Origin of the sequence: Pseudoalteromonas lipolytica (assembly GCF_900116435.1) — a bacterium.
Lineage (GTDB): Bacteria > Pseudomonadota > Gammaproteobacteria > Enterobacterales > Alteromonadaceae > Pseudoalteromonas > Pseudoalteromonas lipolytica.
In genome coordinates, this window is sequence record NZ_FPAZ01000003.1 from 270,774 (window position 1) to 287,805 (window position 17,032).

The 17,032-nt window shown below is 43.6% G+C and carries 18 protein-coding genes; 1 reads left to right on the forward strand and 17 read right to left on the reverse strand.

Translation table 11 applies throughout. The features are described from left to right. Positions 1-15: 15 nt before the first annotated feature. The 17 genes from flhB to BM378_RS04300 form a co-directional block, all read right to left on the reverse strand. Positions 16-1,146: a flagellar biosynthesis protein FlhB gene (flhB, locus tag BM378_RS04220; protein ID WP_036970105.1), complete on the reverse strand. Its 1,131-nt coding sequence runs from the start codon at positions 1,144-1,146 to the stop codon at positions 16-18. Positions 1,147-1,155: 9 nt separating this feature from the next. Next, entirely contained in the window at positions 1,156-1,935 is a 780-nt protein-coding gene (gene fliR, locus BM378_RS04225; RefSeq protein ID WP_065978751.1) for a flagellar biosynthetic protein FliR, read from the reverse strand. Next, positions 1,936-2,205 (reverse strand): flagellar biosynthesis protein FliQ, encoded by a 270-nt coding sequence (fliQ, locus tag BM378_RS04230; protein WP_036970111.1) that lies wholly within the window; start codon positions 2,203-2,205, stop codon positions 1,936-1,938. A 39-nt stretch (positions 2,206-2,244) separates the two neighbouring features. Beyond that, complete coding sequence (gene fliP / locus BM378_RS04235) at positions 2,245-2,985, reverse strand: flagellar type III secretion system pore protein FliP (protein ID WP_036970114.1); 741 nt, start codon at positions 2,983-2,985, stop codon at positions 2,245-2,247. A gap of 4 nt (positions 2,986-2,989) precedes the next feature. Continuing rightward, complete coding sequence (gene fliO / locus BM378_RS04240) at positions 2,990-3,373, reverse strand: flagellar biosynthetic protein FliO (RefSeq protein ID WP_036970117.1); 384 nt, start codon at positions 3,371-3,373, stop codon at positions 2,990-2,992. Continuing rightward, the gene (gene fliN / locus BM378_RS04245; protein WP_036970120.1) at positions 3,370-3,771 is read right to left on the reverse strand and encodes a flagellar motor switch protein FliN; all 402 of its coding nucleotides are present in this window, start codon (positions 3,769-3,771) and stop codon (positions 3,370-3,372) included. Before fliN ends, fliO begins: the two co-directional genes overlap by 4 nt. A gap of 22 nt (positions 3,772-3,793) precedes the next feature. Beyond that, the gene (gene fliM / locus BM378_RS04250; RefSeq protein ID WP_074988675.1) at positions 3,794-4,885 is read right to left on the reverse strand and encodes a flagellar motor switch protein FliM; all 1,092 of its coding nucleotides are present in this window, start codon (positions 4,883-4,885) and stop codon (positions 3,794-3,796) included. 9 nt (positions 4,886-4,894) lie between these two features. Beyond that, positions 4,895-5,416, reverse strand: a complete 522-nt coding sequence (gene fliL, locus BM378_RS04255) for a flagellar basal body-associated protein FliL (RefSeq protein WP_036970126.1) — start codon at positions 5,414-5,416, stop codon at positions 4,895-4,897. 68 nt (positions 5,417-5,484) lie between these two features. Next, positions 5,485-7,719, reverse strand: a complete 2,235-nt coding sequence (locus tag BM378_RS04260; RefSeq protein ID WP_074988676.1) for a flagellar hook-length control protein FliK — start codon at positions 7,717-7,719, stop codon at positions 5,485-5,487. Between the two features lie 96 nt (positions 7,720-7,815). Then, complete coding sequence (gene fliJ / locus BM378_RS04265; RefSeq protein ID WP_036970129.1) at positions 7,816-8,271, reverse strand: flagellar export protein FliJ; 456 nt, start codon at positions 8,269-8,271, stop codon at positions 7,816-7,818. Next, the gene (fliI, locus tag BM378_RS04270) at positions 8,271-9,605 is read right to left on the reverse strand and encodes a flagellar protein export ATPase FliI (protein ID WP_036970132.1); all 1,335 of its coding nucleotides are present in this window, start codon (positions 9,603-9,605) and stop codon (positions 8,271-8,273) included. Before fliI ends, fliJ begins: the two co-directional genes overlap by 1 nt. 17 nt (positions 9,606-9,622) lie before the next feature. Continuing rightward, on the reverse strand, positions 9,623-10,441 hold the full coding sequence (fliH, locus tag BM378_RS04275) for a flagellar assembly protein FliH (RefSeq protein WP_036970135.1): 819 nt from the start codon (positions 10,439-10,441) through the stop codon (positions 9,623-9,625). Positions 10,442-10,444: 3 nt separating this feature from the next. Then, on the reverse strand, positions 10,445-11,485 hold the full coding sequence (fliG, locus tag BM378_RS04280; RefSeq protein ID WP_036970138.1) for a flagellar motor switch protein FliG: 1,041 nt from the start codon (positions 11,483-11,485) through the stop codon (positions 10,445-10,447). Continuing rightward, positions 11,478-13,193, reverse strand: a complete 1,716-nt coding sequence (gene fliF / locus BM378_RS04285; protein ID WP_065978746.1) for a flagellar basal-body MS-ring/collar protein FliF — start codon at positions 13,191-13,193, stop codon at positions 11,478-11,480. Before fliF ends, fliG begins: the two co-directional genes overlap by 8 nt. Positions 13,194-13,213: 20 nt before the next feature. Beyond that, on the reverse strand, positions 13,214-13,546 hold the full coding sequence (gene fliE, locus BM378_RS04290) for a flagellar hook-basal body complex protein FliE (RefSeq protein ID WP_036970144.1): 333 nt from the start codon (positions 13,544-13,546) through the stop codon (positions 13,214-13,216). Positions 13,547-13,710: 164 nt separating this feature from the next. Next, positions 13,711-15,117, reverse strand: a complete 1,407-nt coding sequence (locus tag BM378_RS04295) for a sigma-54-dependent transcriptional regulator (protein WP_074988677.1) — start codon at positions 15,115-15,117, stop codon at positions 13,711-13,713. Continuing rightward, entirely contained in the window at positions 15,114-16,226 is a 1,113-nt protein-coding gene (locus BM378_RS04300; RefSeq protein ID WP_036970150.1) for a sensor histidine kinase, read from the reverse strand. Before BM378_RS04300 ends, BM378_RS04295 begins: the two co-directional genes overlap by 4 nt. Before the next feature lie 127 nt (positions 16,227-16,353). Between BM378_RS04300 and BM378_RS04305 the strand changes: the two genes are divergently transcribed. After that, positions 16,354-16,941 carry a DNA-3-methyladenine glycosylase I gene (locus BM378_RS04305; RefSeq protein ID WP_036970153.1) on the forward strand — a complete coding sequence of 196 codons (588 nt, stop codon included), beginning with the start codon at positions 16,354-16,356 and terminating at the stop codon, positions 16,939-16,941. The last annotated feature ends 91 nt before the right edge of the window (positions 16,942-17,032 follow it).

Here is a 17,032-nt window from a genome sequence, read left to right on the forward strand (position 1 = left end):
TTATTAAACGGCTAATTAATATTTATAAGCCTCTGGGATAGGGAGCTTTTTATTAAGTGGAACAGGACGTTTACCACGCCCTTTTTGGAAGCGTTTTAATTGAAATACATAGGCAAGCACTTGCGCTACTGCGGTAAACAGTTGATCAGGTATTTGCTGGCCCACCTCGGTGGTGTGATAAAGCGCACGGGTAAGCATGGGTGATTCAACAATAGGCACATCGTTACCCTTACCCACTTTACGAATTTGCATAGCAAGCTCATCGACCCCTTTAGCAAGTACAATTGGCGCACCTGCTTTGGCGGTATCGTACTTTAGGGCAACCGAATAGTGAGTCGGGTTGGTCACGATAACATCGGCATCTGGCACGTCTTGCATCATACGCCTTTGCGACATTTCACGCTGAGTACGACGAATACGGGCTTTAATTTGTGGATCACCCTCTGAGTTCTTATATTCGTCTTTTACCTCTTGCAAGGTCATTTTAAGCTCTTTGTGATGCTTGTGGCTTTGATAAGGCGCATCTATCGCTGCAATAATAATTAGCGTGCAAGTCAGGCCTAAAAACATCCAAGCTAGAATCTCAAGGGCATGAATGAAATTCCCCGGCGCACTTTCAATACTTAGATGTAATATTTCATCAAAAAAGGTATTAATTAAAAATACTGCAAAGCCTGCAACCACCGCAAACTTCAATATCGACTTAACCAGCTCAACGCCTGCTTGGGGACCAAGCATACGTTTAATCCCTTTAGCCGGTGACATTTTGCTGGCTTTAGGCGCTGCAGCTTGCCAACTAAAGTTAAAGCCGCCCAGTAACGTGTTACCGATAAATGCCGCTATTACAATAATGAGAACAAACATCGCCATCGGGAACAACAAGGCATCAGAGACAATGCTCCACACTGAAAACATTTTGGTGGTGTCGTAAGTTTCATTACGATTAAGGCTTAATAATCGTCCCATCACATTATATAAGCCCTTGCCAATTTCAGGGCCATACAACAGCAATGAAATAGCCGAAAAAATTAATACGAACATCGTTCCCAACTCTTTAGAGCGGGCAACTTGGCCTTTTTTCTTGGCGTCTTCTATTTTTTTCCCGGTGGGTTCTTCGGTTTTCTCTTGACCTGAATCTTCAGCCATGGCGCGCTCCTAAGGTGTACAGCCAACAAGGCTGCACATTAACTCAACCATTTTTAACCACTGAAACTCAAACTGAGTCATAAAATTGCCTAACGTAGCCCAAATAATCACAAGCCCTGCGACAAGAGTAAAAGGGAAGCCTATCGAAAAAATGTTTAATTGCGGAGCAGCACGCGTCATGACCCCAAATGACATATTGATCACAAGCATCGCTGTCAATGGAGCAAGAGCCAGAACTAACGCGGTGGTAAACATCCACCCACCCCATGTAACGATGTCCCAGTAGTGGTCAACCGACCACCAAGTACCATCAATAGGCAAGACTTCAAAACTGTGTATGACCATTTGAATCATCATCAAATGCCCATTAAAGACAAAAAATAGTAACGTGGCTAGAATCAGGTAAAACTGGCCCACCGCGGGTACACTCAAGCCATTCGAGGGATCAACAACAGAGGCAAAACCTAAGCCTGTTTGCATCGCCAATATTTGACCAGCAAGTACAAAAGTATTCAGCAATAATACCGAAGCAAAGCCAATTGCTACACCAATCAATAATTGTTGGATAACAACCAGTACCATTTCAAACGAAAACAGGTTTGTAAACGTGCTCTGCGGCAGCATAGGCACAGCCACAAAGGTCACTACGACCGCTAAACCCAGCTTAATACGCGTTGGCACATTCTTCGCACCTAAGCCTGCCATGATCATAATCATGGAGCTAATGCGTACAAATGGCAGTAAAAAGTCACTGAGCCACTGTAAGATGACCGCAAATGGAAACTCCATTTACCCCGCAATCTCCGGAATCGACATAACAAGCCGCGTAAAATAATCCATGAGTTCTTGAGTGAACCAATGACCACCCAATATAAGCGCACTGATTGTAATGAGTAGACGAGGCAAGAAACTGAGTGTTTGCTCGTTAATTGATGTTGCAGCTTGAAACACCGCAACGACAAGCCCCACCAGCAAGCCAGGCACAACAATCGCTGACACCAGCTTGATCACTAAAAATAAAGCGTCGCTGAGAATATCGACAAAAATTTCCGGTTCCATCGTATGACTCCTAACTGTTACACGCTATGTTACGCATTGCTACACACCAAGCCCAAAGCTCTTCGCAAGCGTTCCCATTACTAAGCTCCACCCGTCAACCAGTACAAACAACATAATTTTAAATGGTAAGGAGACGATCATCGGCGATAACATCATCATACCCATGGCCATCAAGACTGACGCAACCACGAGATCGACAATCAAAAATGGAATAAAGAACATAAAACCAATGATAAAAGCGGTTTGTAGCTCACTGGTCACAAATGCGGGGATCAGCACGATTAAAGGCGTGTCTTCAGGGGAATCCAACTTATCGTAACCCGCTATTTTTGCGAATGTTTCTAAATCTTTAAGGCGCACTTGCGAAAGCATAAAGGCTTTCATTGGTTCTTTTGCCAATTCTAACGCTTGCACTGAGGTGACTTGTTCATTTAGGTATGGCTCTATCGCACGCTCATTCACTTGCTGGTAAATTGGCGCCATAATAAAGATACTTAAAAACAATGACATACCAAGCAATATTTGATTCGAAGGAGTTTGTTGTAAACCGATTGCTTGGCGCAGAATTGCCAGCACTACAATAATACGCGTAAATGAAGTCATCATAATCACTGCCGCAGGAATAAAGCTCAGCGCAGTCATTATTGCAAGTACTTGCAAAGTTACCGAGTAGTCTTGCGAGCCATCGGGGTTGGTCGTGATAGTGAGTGCATCGATGCCTTCTGCATTAACAGATGGCAGGAATAACACGGTAGCTAAAATAAGTATCCACTTGATCATAGCATTAATTCTTTTTATTAGGGGGTGATTGTGGGTTCAACAACTTGCCAAAGCGCTTGGCAAGTTCCGGTAATTCTTTTTCTTTTAAGGGAGTTTCTAGCTTATGCAAGTAGTTAATACTGTGCGGCGTAACACCTATTAAATGCTGAGCATTATCAATTTCAATAACCATCAAGCGTTCACGCGAGCCAAGCGGTAAACTGCGAACAACTTTAAACTCTTCACTGTTTGCTAAATTAGGGTTGAGCTTCTTGACAAAAAACGCCAATACCACAATAACCACTAACACTAAAAGCAAAGACATCACCATAGACAGCAAATCTGCCGTAGGTGATGCTGTAGGAAAAACAGTGCTACTGGCACTAGATAAAGCTATAAATGCGCTCATCGTAACTTTTTAATTCGCTCAACTTGGCTAATCACATCTGTAAGACGAATACCAAACTTGTCATTAACAACCACCACCTCGCCGTGCGCAATCAAGGTGCCATTAACTAACACATCAAGTGGCTCACCAGCGACACGATCAAGCTCAACAACAGAGCCTTGGTTTAATTGTAATAAGTTGCGAATATTGATTTTAGAACGACCAACTTCCATCGAAATGGTGACTGGAATATCTAAAATGGTGTCAAGTTTGCGCTTTTCATCACCTGAGAGTTCATGCTTCTCATCTTTCAGCTCGTCAAGCTCAGCAACTGAGGCATTACTTGTTGCACTTTCGGCTTCCTCGGCCTCGGCTAATGCCGCTGCCCATTCGTCCATTGTATCTTGATCATCACTCATTATATTTAACCTTATAAATCGACTACCAGTCTAAATCGACACCTTCAGAGAGGTGAAGATCTTCTTCTAGTTCTGCTAATTCTGCATCCGAATCCAGTTTTTTGCCACCTTTAGTGAACACATGGAGTTCAGACTTAACTGATTCAGGGCGTTTAATTTTTTCGCTAATTTGTAATGCCACATTGTCTCGAGAGCGGCCCATTTTAGCTCTAAAGGTCGGCAGCTCTTCAATAAAGACCGTAATGTGTTCAGGCATTTCAACGGGAATAATATCACCCGCTTTTAATTCCATAATTTGCGCAAGCGTTAAATCAACCTCTAATAACTGAGTTGATAAATCGACTTCGACATCCATAATTTCATCACGGAGAGCTTTACTCCAACGCAAATCAGTGTCTTCAGTATCTGATTGAACACCGGCATCAAGTAATTCACGAATTGGCTCAAGCATTGAATACGGCAAGGCAATATGAAAATCACCACCACCGCCATCAAGTTCAATATGGAACGAGCTAATAACCACCACTTCTGTTGGGCTAACAATATTTGCCATCGCAGGGTTAACTTCAGAGTCGAGGTACTCAAACGACACATCCATAACCGGTGCCCATGCCTCTTTATAATCTTCAAAGATTATTTTGAGTAGCATTTGCACAATACGACGCTCTGTTGGCGTAAATTCACGGCCTTCTATTTTTGCATGATAACGCCCGTCACCACCAAAAAAGTTATCGACCAAAATAAACACTAAGCGTGCTTCCATGGTGATCAGGCCGGTGCCTTTTAAAGGACGAAAACGCACCATGTTTAAACTTGTTGGTACAAATAAGGTATGGATGTACTCGCCAAACTTAATCATTTGTACGCCGTTTATTGATACCTCTGCGGTACGGCGCATCATGTTAAATAAGCTGATCCGCATATGACGGGCAAAACGTTCATTCACGATTTCCAAGGTCGGCATGCGACCACGGACAATACGATCTTGTGATGAGAAGTCATACTGAAGTGTATTACCGTCTGAATCACCACCGTCGTGAATATCTTCCTCTTCGACTTCATCAACGCCGTGTAAGAGCGCATCAATTTCGTCTTGGGATAATAAATCGCTCACGCTGACCCCTTATTGCATCACAAAGCCGGTGAACAACACCCGCTCAATCACTTTACTGCCTTCAACATCATTTAAGGCAGTTTGAACTTTTTCTAGTGCCGCCACACGCACTGACTCTTTACCTTCACTGGTGCCAAGTTCATCAGCTGTGGTCGTAGACAACACCCCTAATAAAGTACTTTCGATAAGTGGAATATGTTTCTTTGCCGTTTCTTCGTTTACTTCACCGCGTACTAATAACTGCACTTTAATTTGTACAATTCGATCACGACTGGCACCTGGCACATTAAACACAAAAGGACGCGGCATCGCGACATATAACGCCGAACCGACCTTCGCAGAGCTTGATGGAGCAGCCGTTTCAGAAACCGTTGTTTCATCAGCAAGGCTTTCTTGTGGGGCATCATCGCCCATAAATAAAAAATACCCCGCACCTGCGGCTAAAATCACAACAACTGCAGCAATGATTATAATCAGCTTTTTTTTACTTTTACCGGTATCTTCTATTTCTAAATTTGCGTCTTCGGCCATAATCATTTCCTTAAGCGTTACAGTAAACTCATTCTCTGTAACTGTATTATTTCTTATAATAGCAGGACTTATGCATAGTAATCTATTGATGATGACGATTGTTGTCGAGAAGTTTCTACGCTTTGCGTCGTGACGTCTTGCTGAACCTCTTCGTCATTATGATGCCCTGCAAGCTGCCCTTGCTCTGACTGGCTGCCTTGTTGTTCAGGGTTACCTTGCTGAATACTACTTTCGCCTAGCTCAATCCCCTGTTGCGCTAACATTTCACGCAGACGTGGCATCGATTGCTCTAAAGCTTCTTTGGCTTGTTGATTTTGCACAACAAAGTTAATTTGTGCTTGCTCAGCATCACTGCGGATACGAATTTGCATGCTGCCCATTTCAGGTGGATCAAGACGTATTTCAGCTTCTTTGTTATTGATATTTAACAGGGCACTGACTCGCTCTTGGAGCATTTTTGCCGCATCACTTTTTATAATATTAATTGCTTGCATCACCCCAGAGTCAAGGCTCACTGTTTTACTTTGTGGCTGCTGTTGAGCCTGTGTTTGAAAACTATGCACATCTAAGGCTTGTTCATATTGTTGATAGGCCGCGTCATAAGCCCCTGTTTGAGAGGGATTAAGCGGTGCCGTCAACTGATTGAAAAGCTGCACGACTCGTGCTGTCGACACCTCTTTTGGGCGCTCAGTGTCGAGTAAAGTATCAAGCTTTGATGTTGTTTCAGTGTCTGTGTTTACAGCGCTGGCATTTTTTAGCACTGATAATTGCTCACTGCGCTCAGCTTTAGGGCTTTTACTGTCAGGCTCTGTTGTCGCCGTTAATGTGGGTGTTACAGCATCCGCTTTCACGGGGGTAACCGCGTCAGATAAAAGAGTCTGCACCGCCACTAATTTTTCATTTTGTTGAGTGCCTGGTGTTAAAGATTGCAATTGTGCGTTTACTTTATTAAGCAATGCTTGCTGCTCATCTTTCGTTAATGTGGCAATTTGTTTTTCTATTGCAGCCGGAACTTTACTGTCAGGGACTTTACTGTCAGAGACTTTGCTTTCTGTAGCATTACTTAGTGCTGCTTTCGCTGCGTCTGCGACTAATGCCGGCTGCGGTGTCTGTGTTTTTTCACTATGAACATTCATCACTTCGCTAAGTAGCGCTTTAATCTTATCAACGTCATTTGAGCTTAGCTCACCTGCCGCCTTTAATTGATTAATTTGCTGCTCAAGTTTTACCTGCTGCGTTGACGTTAAAGTCAATTCTTTGGCAAATTGACTGACCGCTTGACCATCACCACTTTGTACTTTTGCCAACAAACTGACAATTGATTGATTCGTGACTGACTCGTTTGCCGCTTTCTCACTCATCACGCTATCATCTGAATTTATCGCCGCCATTTTAGTAACAGTATTGTCAGTATCTATCGCTGGCTTACTAGCGATATTTTTCGCATTTTCAGCAGCATTGTTAGTCGGTGCTAACTTAGCATCTACAATCGGCGATTCTTGCACTTCGCCACTGGGAGTCACCACTGAACCTAACGATGCGGCCTTCGTATCATTACTAACACTGCTCAACAGTTCTGTAGCCTGTGCGGCCTGTTTCATCGCTGCATTTTGCTCAGCAGTATTTGCCGTGATAACTTGAGACTGCTTGGCAGTGTTTACTGTTGCCGCATTTTCAGTATCATCGAGTACAGACGGGCTATCAATAATTGGCGTGACTGAATCTTTCGGTGGCAATTCGCCAATCGGTTTCAATTGATTGTCAATCGCAGTAGCAACTTTAGACTTAGTTAATAGATTGGCAACTGAGTTTTCGCTGTCCGACAACGCGTCATCATCTGCTAAAGACGCACTTAAAGGCGAAGGAATAACAGGCGTAATATCATCAATTGGGGTGGGCTTTTTATCAACCACAATCCCACTAAATTCATGTTTGTCTGCGAGCACGTTTACACGCGTGCTCATTGCGTGTGATGCATTAATTTGTGAGAGCAGTGGGTTGTCTTCCCCTTCGATGAGGGCAACGTCTGTGGCTTCATCATCACGCGTCGGCTTATCAGAGACCTGTTTGCTCTGTGTATTATTCGCGACGACACCGCCTGCTTGTTCAGCCTCACTTTGCATTACGTTACTATTGTCGCTCTGTTTATTAGCGACAGTTTTAGAGTGTACCGCTTCGCTTGCTTCAGACAATTCAGTTAAAAAGCTTAGGCCTGATGCGTGATCATTTGCCTCTGATTCTTTGCTTAAAAAACCAGTATCGTGCTCAGTTTTAACCTGCAAATTAATATCACTGATCGCCATAATTCACCTAAATATAAAGAGGCAATTTGCCGCCGCAAGTGCCAAAATTAACGCTGTTAAGCAGATAGCTGCAAATTGCATGCCTAAAAATCAGGATTATAAGGTTGGGTTTTTCAGTTGACGCTGGAAGAACTGATTAGAGGCAAACTCGTCCAACATTTTTTGTTCATTTTTAGCCACTATCGCAGCCTGTTTTAACGCGTGTTTCTCAATTAATTTAGCGACTGCTTTTGCTTTAACTTGCTGTTTTAGCCACAGTGTTTTTCTTTGCGATACAACTTGTTTTGCCGTATTAACAGTACTAGCTTGTTGGCGAATGGCTTCTTCGATTTTTGCTATAAACGAATGGTACTGACTAAATCCTGCGCTTGATAAACCAGAACGGCCTTTTAAGTGCAATTGCTGTGAGTACTCTAATCGAAAGTTGTTTAAACCTTGCAGTTTTTGTTGATTACTTTGCAAGTGCTGCTGTGCTTTTAAGTAATCCATGCGCAATGATTCTTCTTTGTCGTTTTCAAGCTTTAATAATAAATCAAGTTTACTGTTTGCCATTATGCTTGTCCTAATAACTGCGCAAGGCCTTGAAGGCCATCATCATAACTGATCACATCTTTCATGCCTTGCTGTAGGAATTGATTGACTCTTGGCATCATATTAATGGCTTGATCGAGCATCGGGTCAGTGCCTTTTTGATATGCTCCAAGCGTGATCATATCTTTATTCTGCTGATACATTGAATAAACCTGTTTAAGCACACGTGCTTGCTGCATATGCGCCTCTGACACCACTTGCGGCATCACCCGCGAGATCGACTTTTCAATGTCTATTGCGGGATAATGGCCGCTATCAGCAAGCTCTCGAGAGAGCACAATATGTCCATCAAGAATAGCTCGAGCCGAGTCAGCAATAGGGTCTTGCATATCATCCCCCTCACTCAGTACCGTAAAAAAGGCTGTGATAGATCCTTGCCCTTCGCCGCCATTCCCCGCACGTTCTACCAATGCTGGTAACTTAGCAAACACCGAGGGTGGATAGCCTTTTGTTGCCGGTGGCTCACCCACTGCCAGCGCTATTTCACGCTGTGCCATAGCATAACGGGTTACAGAGTCGAGCAGTAACAGCACATTAAGCCCTTGGTCACGAAAATATTCTGCAATGGTTACTGCACTTTCGCAGCCTTTTAAACGCATCAAGGGAGATGCATCAGCAGGAGCAGCAACGACCACTGAACGTTTACGCCCTTCTACTCCTAGTATTTCTTCAATAAACTCTTTGACCTCACGGCCACGCTCACCCACAAGACCAACAACAATGACGTCAGCCTCTGAACCACGAGTCATCATTCCTAGCAGCACCGACTTACCAACACCAGAGCCTGCAAACAAGCCCATACGCTGGCCTTGACCCACCGTAATCACAGAATTTATCGCACGAACACCCACATCCATCGGCTGACTAATTGGTCTTCTTGAAAGGGGGTTAATTGTATTTTGCGCAAACTTGAGGTAGTGCTCAGCATTAACAGCACCCAGCCCATCCAACGGTCGACCTAAGCCGTCAACAACCCGACCTAATAAGCCCATCCCTACAGGCAACCCCGTTTCATTAACTTGTGGGATCACCCTTGCACCGGGGAGTACTCCAGAAATATGGTCGTTTGGCATCAAATAAAGCGTTTGGTCGTTAAAACCAACCACTTCAGCATCGACAAACCCATTGATAGTTTCTATTTTACATTGGCTGCCTACTGGCGCTCTCAAACCTCTTGCTTCAAGCGTCAAACCGACTACGCGCGTCAACATACCCGCAACGGCCGGTTTAGGAACTTTAATATGCTTTTCGTACCGTTTTAAACGGTCGCTAAGGGTCATTGATTGACTACTCATAGTGAGCCTAAAAAGAGTTAGATACCACTATTATGCAAGAAGTTTTCCAATGTTTCTTTGACGCGTGTTTTTACGGTCATATCGATGGATGATTGCGGGGTTTTTATTTCGCAGCCGCCGCGTTCAAGTGTCGGTTCTGCTACTAATTGCCAGTGATTATCTGCAATAGTTTGCTCACCGTAACTTTCGGTGATCAGCGCAATGTCATCTGGGTGTAGATGAATACGCACTCTTGTTTGCTCTTCTGCTAGTGCATCAATAGCGTGTTTAAGTGCATGCAAAATAACATCTGGTGATGTTTTTATTTCTTGATAGATAAGCGATTCGCTGAGCATAACGGCTAGTTGAACAAGTTGCTTTTCAGCACTTTCATCCACTTTTGATAAGGGCTGAGTTAGGCTATCAAGCAAACTTCTTAGCGTAGTCAGTTGCTCTTCTAAAATCGGTTTTATGTCTTCTTGGCCTTGTGCTTTACCCAGCTCAACACCTTCTTTGTAGCCTGCTTCTTTTCCTTCACCCACGCCTTTTTCAAAGCCATCAATGTAACCTTGCTCATGGCCTTGCTTTAAGCCTTCGTCGAAAGCATCTTGACGAATTTTTTCAAGCTCAGCCATCGTCAAAGGTGGAAATTCAGGTTCTTCTGGTTCTTCTTCAACGTCTTTTTTTTCTTGCTCTTTACGGTACAGATCAGCCAAAGGGGTACCGTAAGCTGTTGAGCGCCCAGCAAACTTTCGGGTATCTTGCGCTACATCAGGAATCGGCCAGTTCTCGAGTAGTTCATCGACTGCGTCACTTGCATGAACTGGGCGTCCGGGATGAAAAGAAGGCTTTGTCATGGTTTACAGGAACTCCTCACCACCGCCACCGCCAAGCATAATTTCGCCTGAGTCAGCTAAACGACGTGCTGTAGACAGAATTTCTTTTTGTGCCGCTTCTACTTCACTAATACGCACAGGGCCCATAGCTTCTAAGTCGTCGGCCAGTAATTCCGCTGCACGTTTAGACATATTACTTAAGATCTTCTCTTTCAGTGCCTCATCTGTGCCTTTAATCGCTTTCATAAGGACATCTTGCTGTACTTCGCGCAGAATCGCTTGAATACCTCGATCTTCTACATCCATTAAGTTTTCGAATACGAACATCAAGTCTTGAATTTGTTGCGACATTTCTTCGTCATGCTCACGAATCGAATCCATTAACTGACCTTCAATATTGGTATCAAGGTAGTTCATGATATCTGCCGCTGCTTTTAAGCCGCCCATTTTCGCTGCCTGTGCACCTGCTTGGCCGGCGAACTGTTTCTCCATGATCTCGTTTAACTCTTGCAATGCAGCTGGTTGAACTTCTTCAAGGTTCGCAATACGCATCGTTAAATCAAGACGCACTTTCTCTGGGAATTGCGACAGAATCTCGGCTGATTGCTCAGGCTCTAAGTAAGAAAGCACAATGGTTTGAATCTGCGGGTGCTCATTACGAATAATATTAGCCACCTGTTTCGAGTCCATCCACTTAAGTGAATCAAGACCTTTCGCTCCCGAACCCATCACAATTTGGTCGATTAGGCTGGCGGCCTTATCTTCACCAAGTGCGGCCGTAAGCGCTTTTTTAATAAAGTCTTCAGATTGGAAACCTATGGTACTGAAGCTTTGAATTTGCTCAATAAACAAGTTATGAACGGCGCTGATTTTCGCTTGCGATAAATCGTCTAATGCAGCCATCGCCATGCCCACTTTTTGCACTTGCTTAGGCTCTAAGTGTTTTAGAATTTGCGCAGCATCTTCTTCCGATAAACTCAGCAATAAAATCGCTGCTTTATCAACACCGTCTAATTTATCAACATCAAACGCCGGTGGGAGTTGTTTTTGTTCTTGATCAGTCATCTTCAGTTAACCACGCTTTCACTACTTGAGAAGACAGTTCTGGTTCATTAGCAACCAATGCACGAACTGCTTTGAGTAAATCTTCATCACCATGTAAATCTGGCAGCTGTAGTGTACCATCACTTGAGAATCCTACAGCAGCAGAGTCAAAGTCTTTATTTAGCATATCTAGCGTACTATCACCAATATCTACACCAGAGCTAAGTGCATCTTCATCATACTCTTCAAGTGTATCATCTGGGTAAATTAAGCGTTTCAGCATAGGTTTCACAACCGCCATGATAAGTACGATAATCACTAATGCACCTAATGATAAACGTAATATCTTCATAAACCAGTCTTGTTCCCAAATAGGAACTTCTATGGCCGCAGCGGTGTCTTCACGTACAAACGGAACAGTAACAACTTCAAGCGCATCACCACGTTGCATATCAAACCCCACTCCGCCTTGTAGCAAGCGACGGATATTTGACAGCGCTTCAACAGAACGAGGAACCATTGTTGTCTCGCCGTTTTCACCCACTTGTGGCACATAGTCAACCGCAACAGATACACTAATACGACGAATAACACCTGTTTGCTGACGCTTATGAGAAATAGTGGTATCTAGCTCGTAATTACGGGTTGCTTCTTTGTGCGAACGACTTGGGTTCATTGCACTACCAGCGCCCCCTTGTCCTGCAACTTCAGGAATATTTGAATTAACAGGCGGTTGATTAGTCAAGGCACCTGGGATCCCCACAGCAAGGCCACCAATGTTATTTTCTTCAAATGTTGTTTCACTGCGCACTGCAGGTAAGTCTGGGTTGTAGCGCTTTTGTGTTTCTTCTACCGCACTAAAGTCCATATTTAAATCAACTTGCGCAGTGTAATTACCTAAGCCTACGACAGGAATTAAGATGCTGTCGATTTTATTTAAGTATTCTTCTTCACGCTTGCGCTCAATTTCATATTCTTTGCGAGAACGCGCTGCCAGTGAATTTTGTGAACCCGAATTAAGTAAGCGACCGTTTTGATCTGTCACCGTAACACGCTCAGGTGAAAGACCTTGTACTGCAGAGGCAACAATATCAACAACTGAGTCGATTTCTTCACCATCTAACATGCGGCCACGTTTAAGAGTCAGTACAACGGTAGCTGATGGTAATTTTTCACGACGAGCAAATACGTTTTCTTTTGGAATTGCTAAAAGCACTTTGGCGCGAGTGACATTTTTTAGCTCTTCGATTGTACGAGCAAGTTGCTGCTCACGACCATGTTTTAAACGTTCACGTTCTAAGCGTTGGCTAACACCAAAGCCCATATCTTGCATGATGATGTCGGTGCCTGAGCTTGGCGCTTGCTCAAGACCTTCACGGGCCATCAATAATTTAATATTTTGGTATTCGCCTTCTTCAACTGAGATGACATTACCATCAAGTTCATAATCAATCTTCTGTGCGTCTAAAAAGTCCAGCGTTTGGATAAGCTCTTCCGTTGGCATTTTACCCAGCGGTCGCATATCTGGTTGACGAGCCCAGATAATAATAAAAATTGCGATTGCCAAACAAATAGCCAGTGCAATGACCAACGTCACCTGACGTAATACATCAACGCCATTGAGGGCACTGAGGTAGCCTGACTTTTGCTCTTGTTGATCATCCGTGTCTGAAGTATCGACACCGCCGCCTGCGAGGGCTAGATCAGTTGATTGATTAGATTGCGCCACAATAATTCTCCACTACCTAGTTAAACAGGCATGTTCATGATTTCTTTATATGCTTCAACAAGTTTGTTGCGAACTTGCACCGTTGCTTCAAAAGCAACCGAAGACTTTTGCGAAGCAATCATTACTTCAGCAAGGGATACACTGCGGTCTCCCATCTCAAGTGCTGTTACTTTTTGTTTTGCTTCTTGCTGCAGGCCATTAACGGTATCTAGCGCGCTTGTAAGTAAGTCACCAAATTGCGCCGATGATGTTGGCTGAGCCTGAGTTGGTAAATTATTAACGGATTGACTACGGCTAGCTTCAAGTGCCATAGATTGCATTTCTTGAAATAATGCGCTGTTTTGAACTTTCATAATACTCTCTGACAATGCAGTTTACTTATACACAGATAAAGCACAAAACGTGCCACAAAATAAATCATTATAAATCAACATATTAGATGGTTATTTTGTTTGTCAGAGTTTTGACAGCAAACAAGCCCACATGGAGTGAGCTTGTCAGTTAAGGGGGGATGCTTTTAAGCGGGTAATGCAATACCTAAGTCGCGCATTTGAGCTAGTTTATATCTAAGTGTTCGTGGACTAATCCCTAATGTTTCAGCAACCTCTTTGCGCTTTCCTTTGCACCTAGCTAGGGTTTCTAAAATAATGCGATGCTCTTTGTCTTTAAGCTCATCTTTATAATTTCCCTGCTCGTTCACAGATGGAATTTCGTCATGCATGGGGTTAACCACTTGCTCTTTATAAACCGGGGCATTTTGCACCGGTGCACTATTTACAGTCTGTGCTTTAACCGCTAAGAGCTCTTCAATAAATATATCGTCTTCATGAATGCTATTACCATCACATAGTATCAGTGCACGCTGAATCACATTATCAAGTTCTCGGACATTACCCGGCCAAGCATGCGATAGCAGTTTTTGCTTAGCTTGCTCAGTTAATAATGCGATAGGCTCTTTACTTCTGATGCAATGACGCTCAATTAAATGCTCTGCAAGGACAATAATATCACCTGGGCGCTCACACAGCGGACGCCACATTAAAGGAAAAACATTTAAACGATAATACAAATCTTCTCTGAATAAATTTTCGCTAACAGCTTCTTTTAAATCACGGTTACTGGTTGCGAGTACTCTAACATCGAGCTCAATGGTTTTACGACCACCCAAACGCTCAACTTCACGCTCTTGCAAAACACGCAGTAACTTAGCTTGCAGACCCAAATCCATTTCAGTGATTTCGTCAAGCAAGATAGTGCCACCTTGTGCTTGTTCAAATTTGCCCGGACACGCTTGAATCGCCCCAGTAAATGCACCTTTTTCATAACCAAACAAGGTCGCTTCTAACATGTTCTCAGGAATAGCGGCACAGTTAATCGCTACAAAAGGGGCATCTGCGCGACTTGATTTATCGTGAATAAAGCGCGCCAGCACTTCTTTACCCGAACCACTGGGTCCGAGCACCATGACACTGGCATCTGAACGTGCCACTTTACTGGCAAGCTCAAGTAATTTAATACTGGATGGATCCGCGACAATCGGCCCATCGGTTTCTTTTTCTTTCTCGGGTAAATAACGACTCACCATATTCAGTAAAACTTCGGGTGCAAATGGTTTAGCCATATAATCAATGGCCCCTAAACGCATTGCCTCAACCGCATCATCAATGGTGGCGTATGCTGTCATCATTAATACTGGTAGTTCAGGGTAATTAAGTTTAATGCTACGCAATAAATCAAGGCCGCTCATCGCGCCCATTTGTACATCGCTTACCACCAATGAATACGTTCCTTGCTTTAGCAATACCATTGCTTGCTCGGCACTGTCGGCAGCGATGCAATCAATACCTGACATTTCCAATGTATCAATTAAGGCTTCGCGTAAGCCTGCGTCGTCTTCAACGACTAAAATAGAGTTCGTATTCATCTTGCCTCCACTGACGTAGTTTCTGCACTAATGGGTAGGATTAAACTAAAACATGCCCCCCCATGGGCATTATTAGCCACTTCGACCCGCCCTTGATGCGCATTAGCGACTGAGCTTACGACTGCAAGCCCAAGCCCTGTACCTTGGCTTTTCGTTGTGTAAAAGGGTTCAAATAATTTTTCGGCTTGGCTAATATCGACTCCAGGGCCATTATCGCTGACGCTGATACGAACACAGTGTTCACTCCTCTCATCACGCTGAGCGCTGAGTGACACTTTTGCGTGCTGGCCAATAATTTGAATGCTGTTATGAATAAGATTTTGAACAGCACTGGCTAACGCTGTTTTATTGCCCACAATTTCAATATCGGGCTCTGGCAAACTAACGGTTAATTCACTGTGGTTTTGCGCCACCATAGCATCAGCCCCCGCTTTTACTTCATTGAGTAATTGCTGCATTGATACACGCTCAACTACTTGCTGTTCGCCACTTTTAGCAAACAACAACATATCATTCACTTGGGTTTCTAAATCTTTTAATCGTGACATTAACTTGTTATGAAAATTACCACGCGAGCTTTCAGGTAAGCGTTTAGAGCCTAAATTAGCCGCATATAACATAGCAGCCGAAAGCGGTGTTCTTACTTGATGCGCAAGCGATGCGACCATTTTACCCAGCGCACTCAGGCGCTGCATGTGTGCAACACGCTTTTGCAGTCGGCGGGTTTCGGTCAAATCGGTCATTAAAATTAATTGCCCCGGTTCTGGCGTCAGAGCCGTTATATCAAGCTTAATCAAGCGACCATCTTTGAGTGAGACTTCGTGACCATCATCTTGTTTAGGACGAAAAGAGCGCTGAATAACGCTGAACCACTTTTCACCTTCCAGAGGCTCACCAAGCATATCGATAGCGATTTGATTCGCTTTTGCAATCATGCCGCGGCCATCCAATACCACAACCCCCGCAGGCATGGTATCAACCAAATGGCTCAACCAACTTGCTTGCTGACGAAGTTCACTCAACTCACCCACATACTCTTCTTGCTGTAAACATGGGTTATATTGATTAGCTGTGATAAATTGTGGTTTTAGTACATGTGCTAAGGCCATAATCGATACTCAAAAAATCGTGTCTAGCTGTGTAAATGCACAATCCGTACCATAATTATTATTGTTTTATTTCAGTAGTTTAGCGTTAATTTTACAACGACAAAAAAATGACAATCGCGAGGGAACGATGCAACACCATCACCACAACCGCTGCCCATGGCTCGATACCAGCAAAGATGATTATGTCGCCTATCATGACGAAGAATGGGGGGTGCCAATTTATGATGACCACCGCCTTTTTGAATTCATTACTTTAGAATCTGCACAAGCAGGACTCAGCTGGTACACAATTTTAAAAAAGCGTGATGGCTACCGTCGCGCCTTTAAAAATTTTGTTGTTGACGACGTTGCACAAATGGATGACAGCGACATTGAACGCCTAATGCAAGATGACGGCATTATTCGCAATCGCTTAAAAATTGCCGCCACGATTAATAATGCCAAGCGATTTATTGAGATACAAAAAGAGTTTGGTAGCTTCTCAAATTACCAATGGCAGTTCGTTGGGGGGAAACCTTTGGTGAATAATGTCGATAAACTTGAAGATTACCCAGCCATTACTGAAGCCTCGACAGCCTTTGCAAAAGATTTAAAAAAACGTGGTTTTAAATTTTTAGGTCCAACAACCGTTTATGCCCATATGCAGGCCTGTGGCATGGTTAACGATCACTGTAATGATTGTTTTAGAAAAGCCCAGATAATCGAGCAATATTAAGCGCTTGATTTAAATAAAGGAAGGTATTGCGATATCAAGTAGGTCGTACTTTAGCCTGTTAATTCAGGTATTCCCGTAAACATCGACCTAC

Coding starts and splice junctions, on each gene's coding strand:
- flhB (WP_036970105.1), bottom strand. CDS start 1,146: ATGGCTGAAGATTCAGGTCAAGAGAAAACCGAAGAACCCACCGGGAAA.
- fliR (WP_065978751.1), bottom strand. CDS start 1,935: ATGGAGTTTCCATTTGCGGTCATCTTACAGTGGCTCAGTGACTTTTTA.
- fliQ (WP_036970111.1), bottom strand. CDS start 2,205: ATGGAACCGGAAATTTTTGTCGATATTCTCAGCGACGCTTTATTTTTA.
- fliP (WP_036970114.1), bottom strand. CDS start 2,985: ATGATCAAGTGGATACTTATTTTAGCTACCGTGTTATTCCTGCCATCT.
- fliO (WP_036970117.1), bottom strand. CDS start 3,373: ATGAGCGCATTTATAGCTTTATCTAGTGCCAGTAGCACTGTTTTTCCT.
- fliN (WP_036970120.1), bottom strand. CDS start 3,771: ATGAGTGATGATCAAGATACAATGGACGAATGGGCAGCGGCATTAGCC.
- fliL (WP_036970126.1), bottom strand. CDS start 5,416: ATGGCCGAAGACGCAAATTTAGAAATAGAAGATACCGGTAAAAGTAAA.
- BM378_RS04260 (WP_074988676.1), bottom strand. CDS start 7,719: ATGGCGATCAGTGATATTAATTTGCAGGTTAAAACTGAGCACGATACT.
- fliJ (WP_036970129.1), bottom strand. CDS start 8,271: ATGGCAAACAGTAAACTTGATTTATTATTAAAGCTTGAAAACGACAAA.
- fliI (WP_036970132.1), bottom strand. CDS start 9,605: ATGAGTAGTCAATCAATGACCCTTAGCGACCGTTTAAAACGGTACGAA.
- fliH (WP_036970135.1), bottom strand. CDS start 10,441: ATGACAAAGCCTTCTTTTCATCCCGGACGCCCAGTTCATGCAAGTGAC.
- fliG (WP_036970138.1), bottom strand. CDS start 11,485: ATGACTGATCAAGAACAAAAACAACTCCCACCGGCGTTTGATGTTGAT.
- fliE (WP_036970144.1), bottom strand. CDS start 13,546: ATGAAAGTTCAAAACAGCGCATTATTTCAAGAAATGCAATCTATGGCA.
- BM378_RS04295 (WP_074988677.1), bottom strand. CDS start 15,117: ATGAATACGAACTCTATTTTAGTCGTTGAAGACGACGCAGGCTTACGC.
- BM378_RS04300 (WP_036970150.1), bottom strand. CDS start 16,226: ATGGCCTTAGCACATGTACTAAAACCACAATTTATCACAGCTAATCAA.
- BM378_RS04305 (WP_036970153.1), top strand. CDS start 16,354: ATGCAACACCATCACCACAACCGCTGCCCATGGCTCGATACCAGCAAA.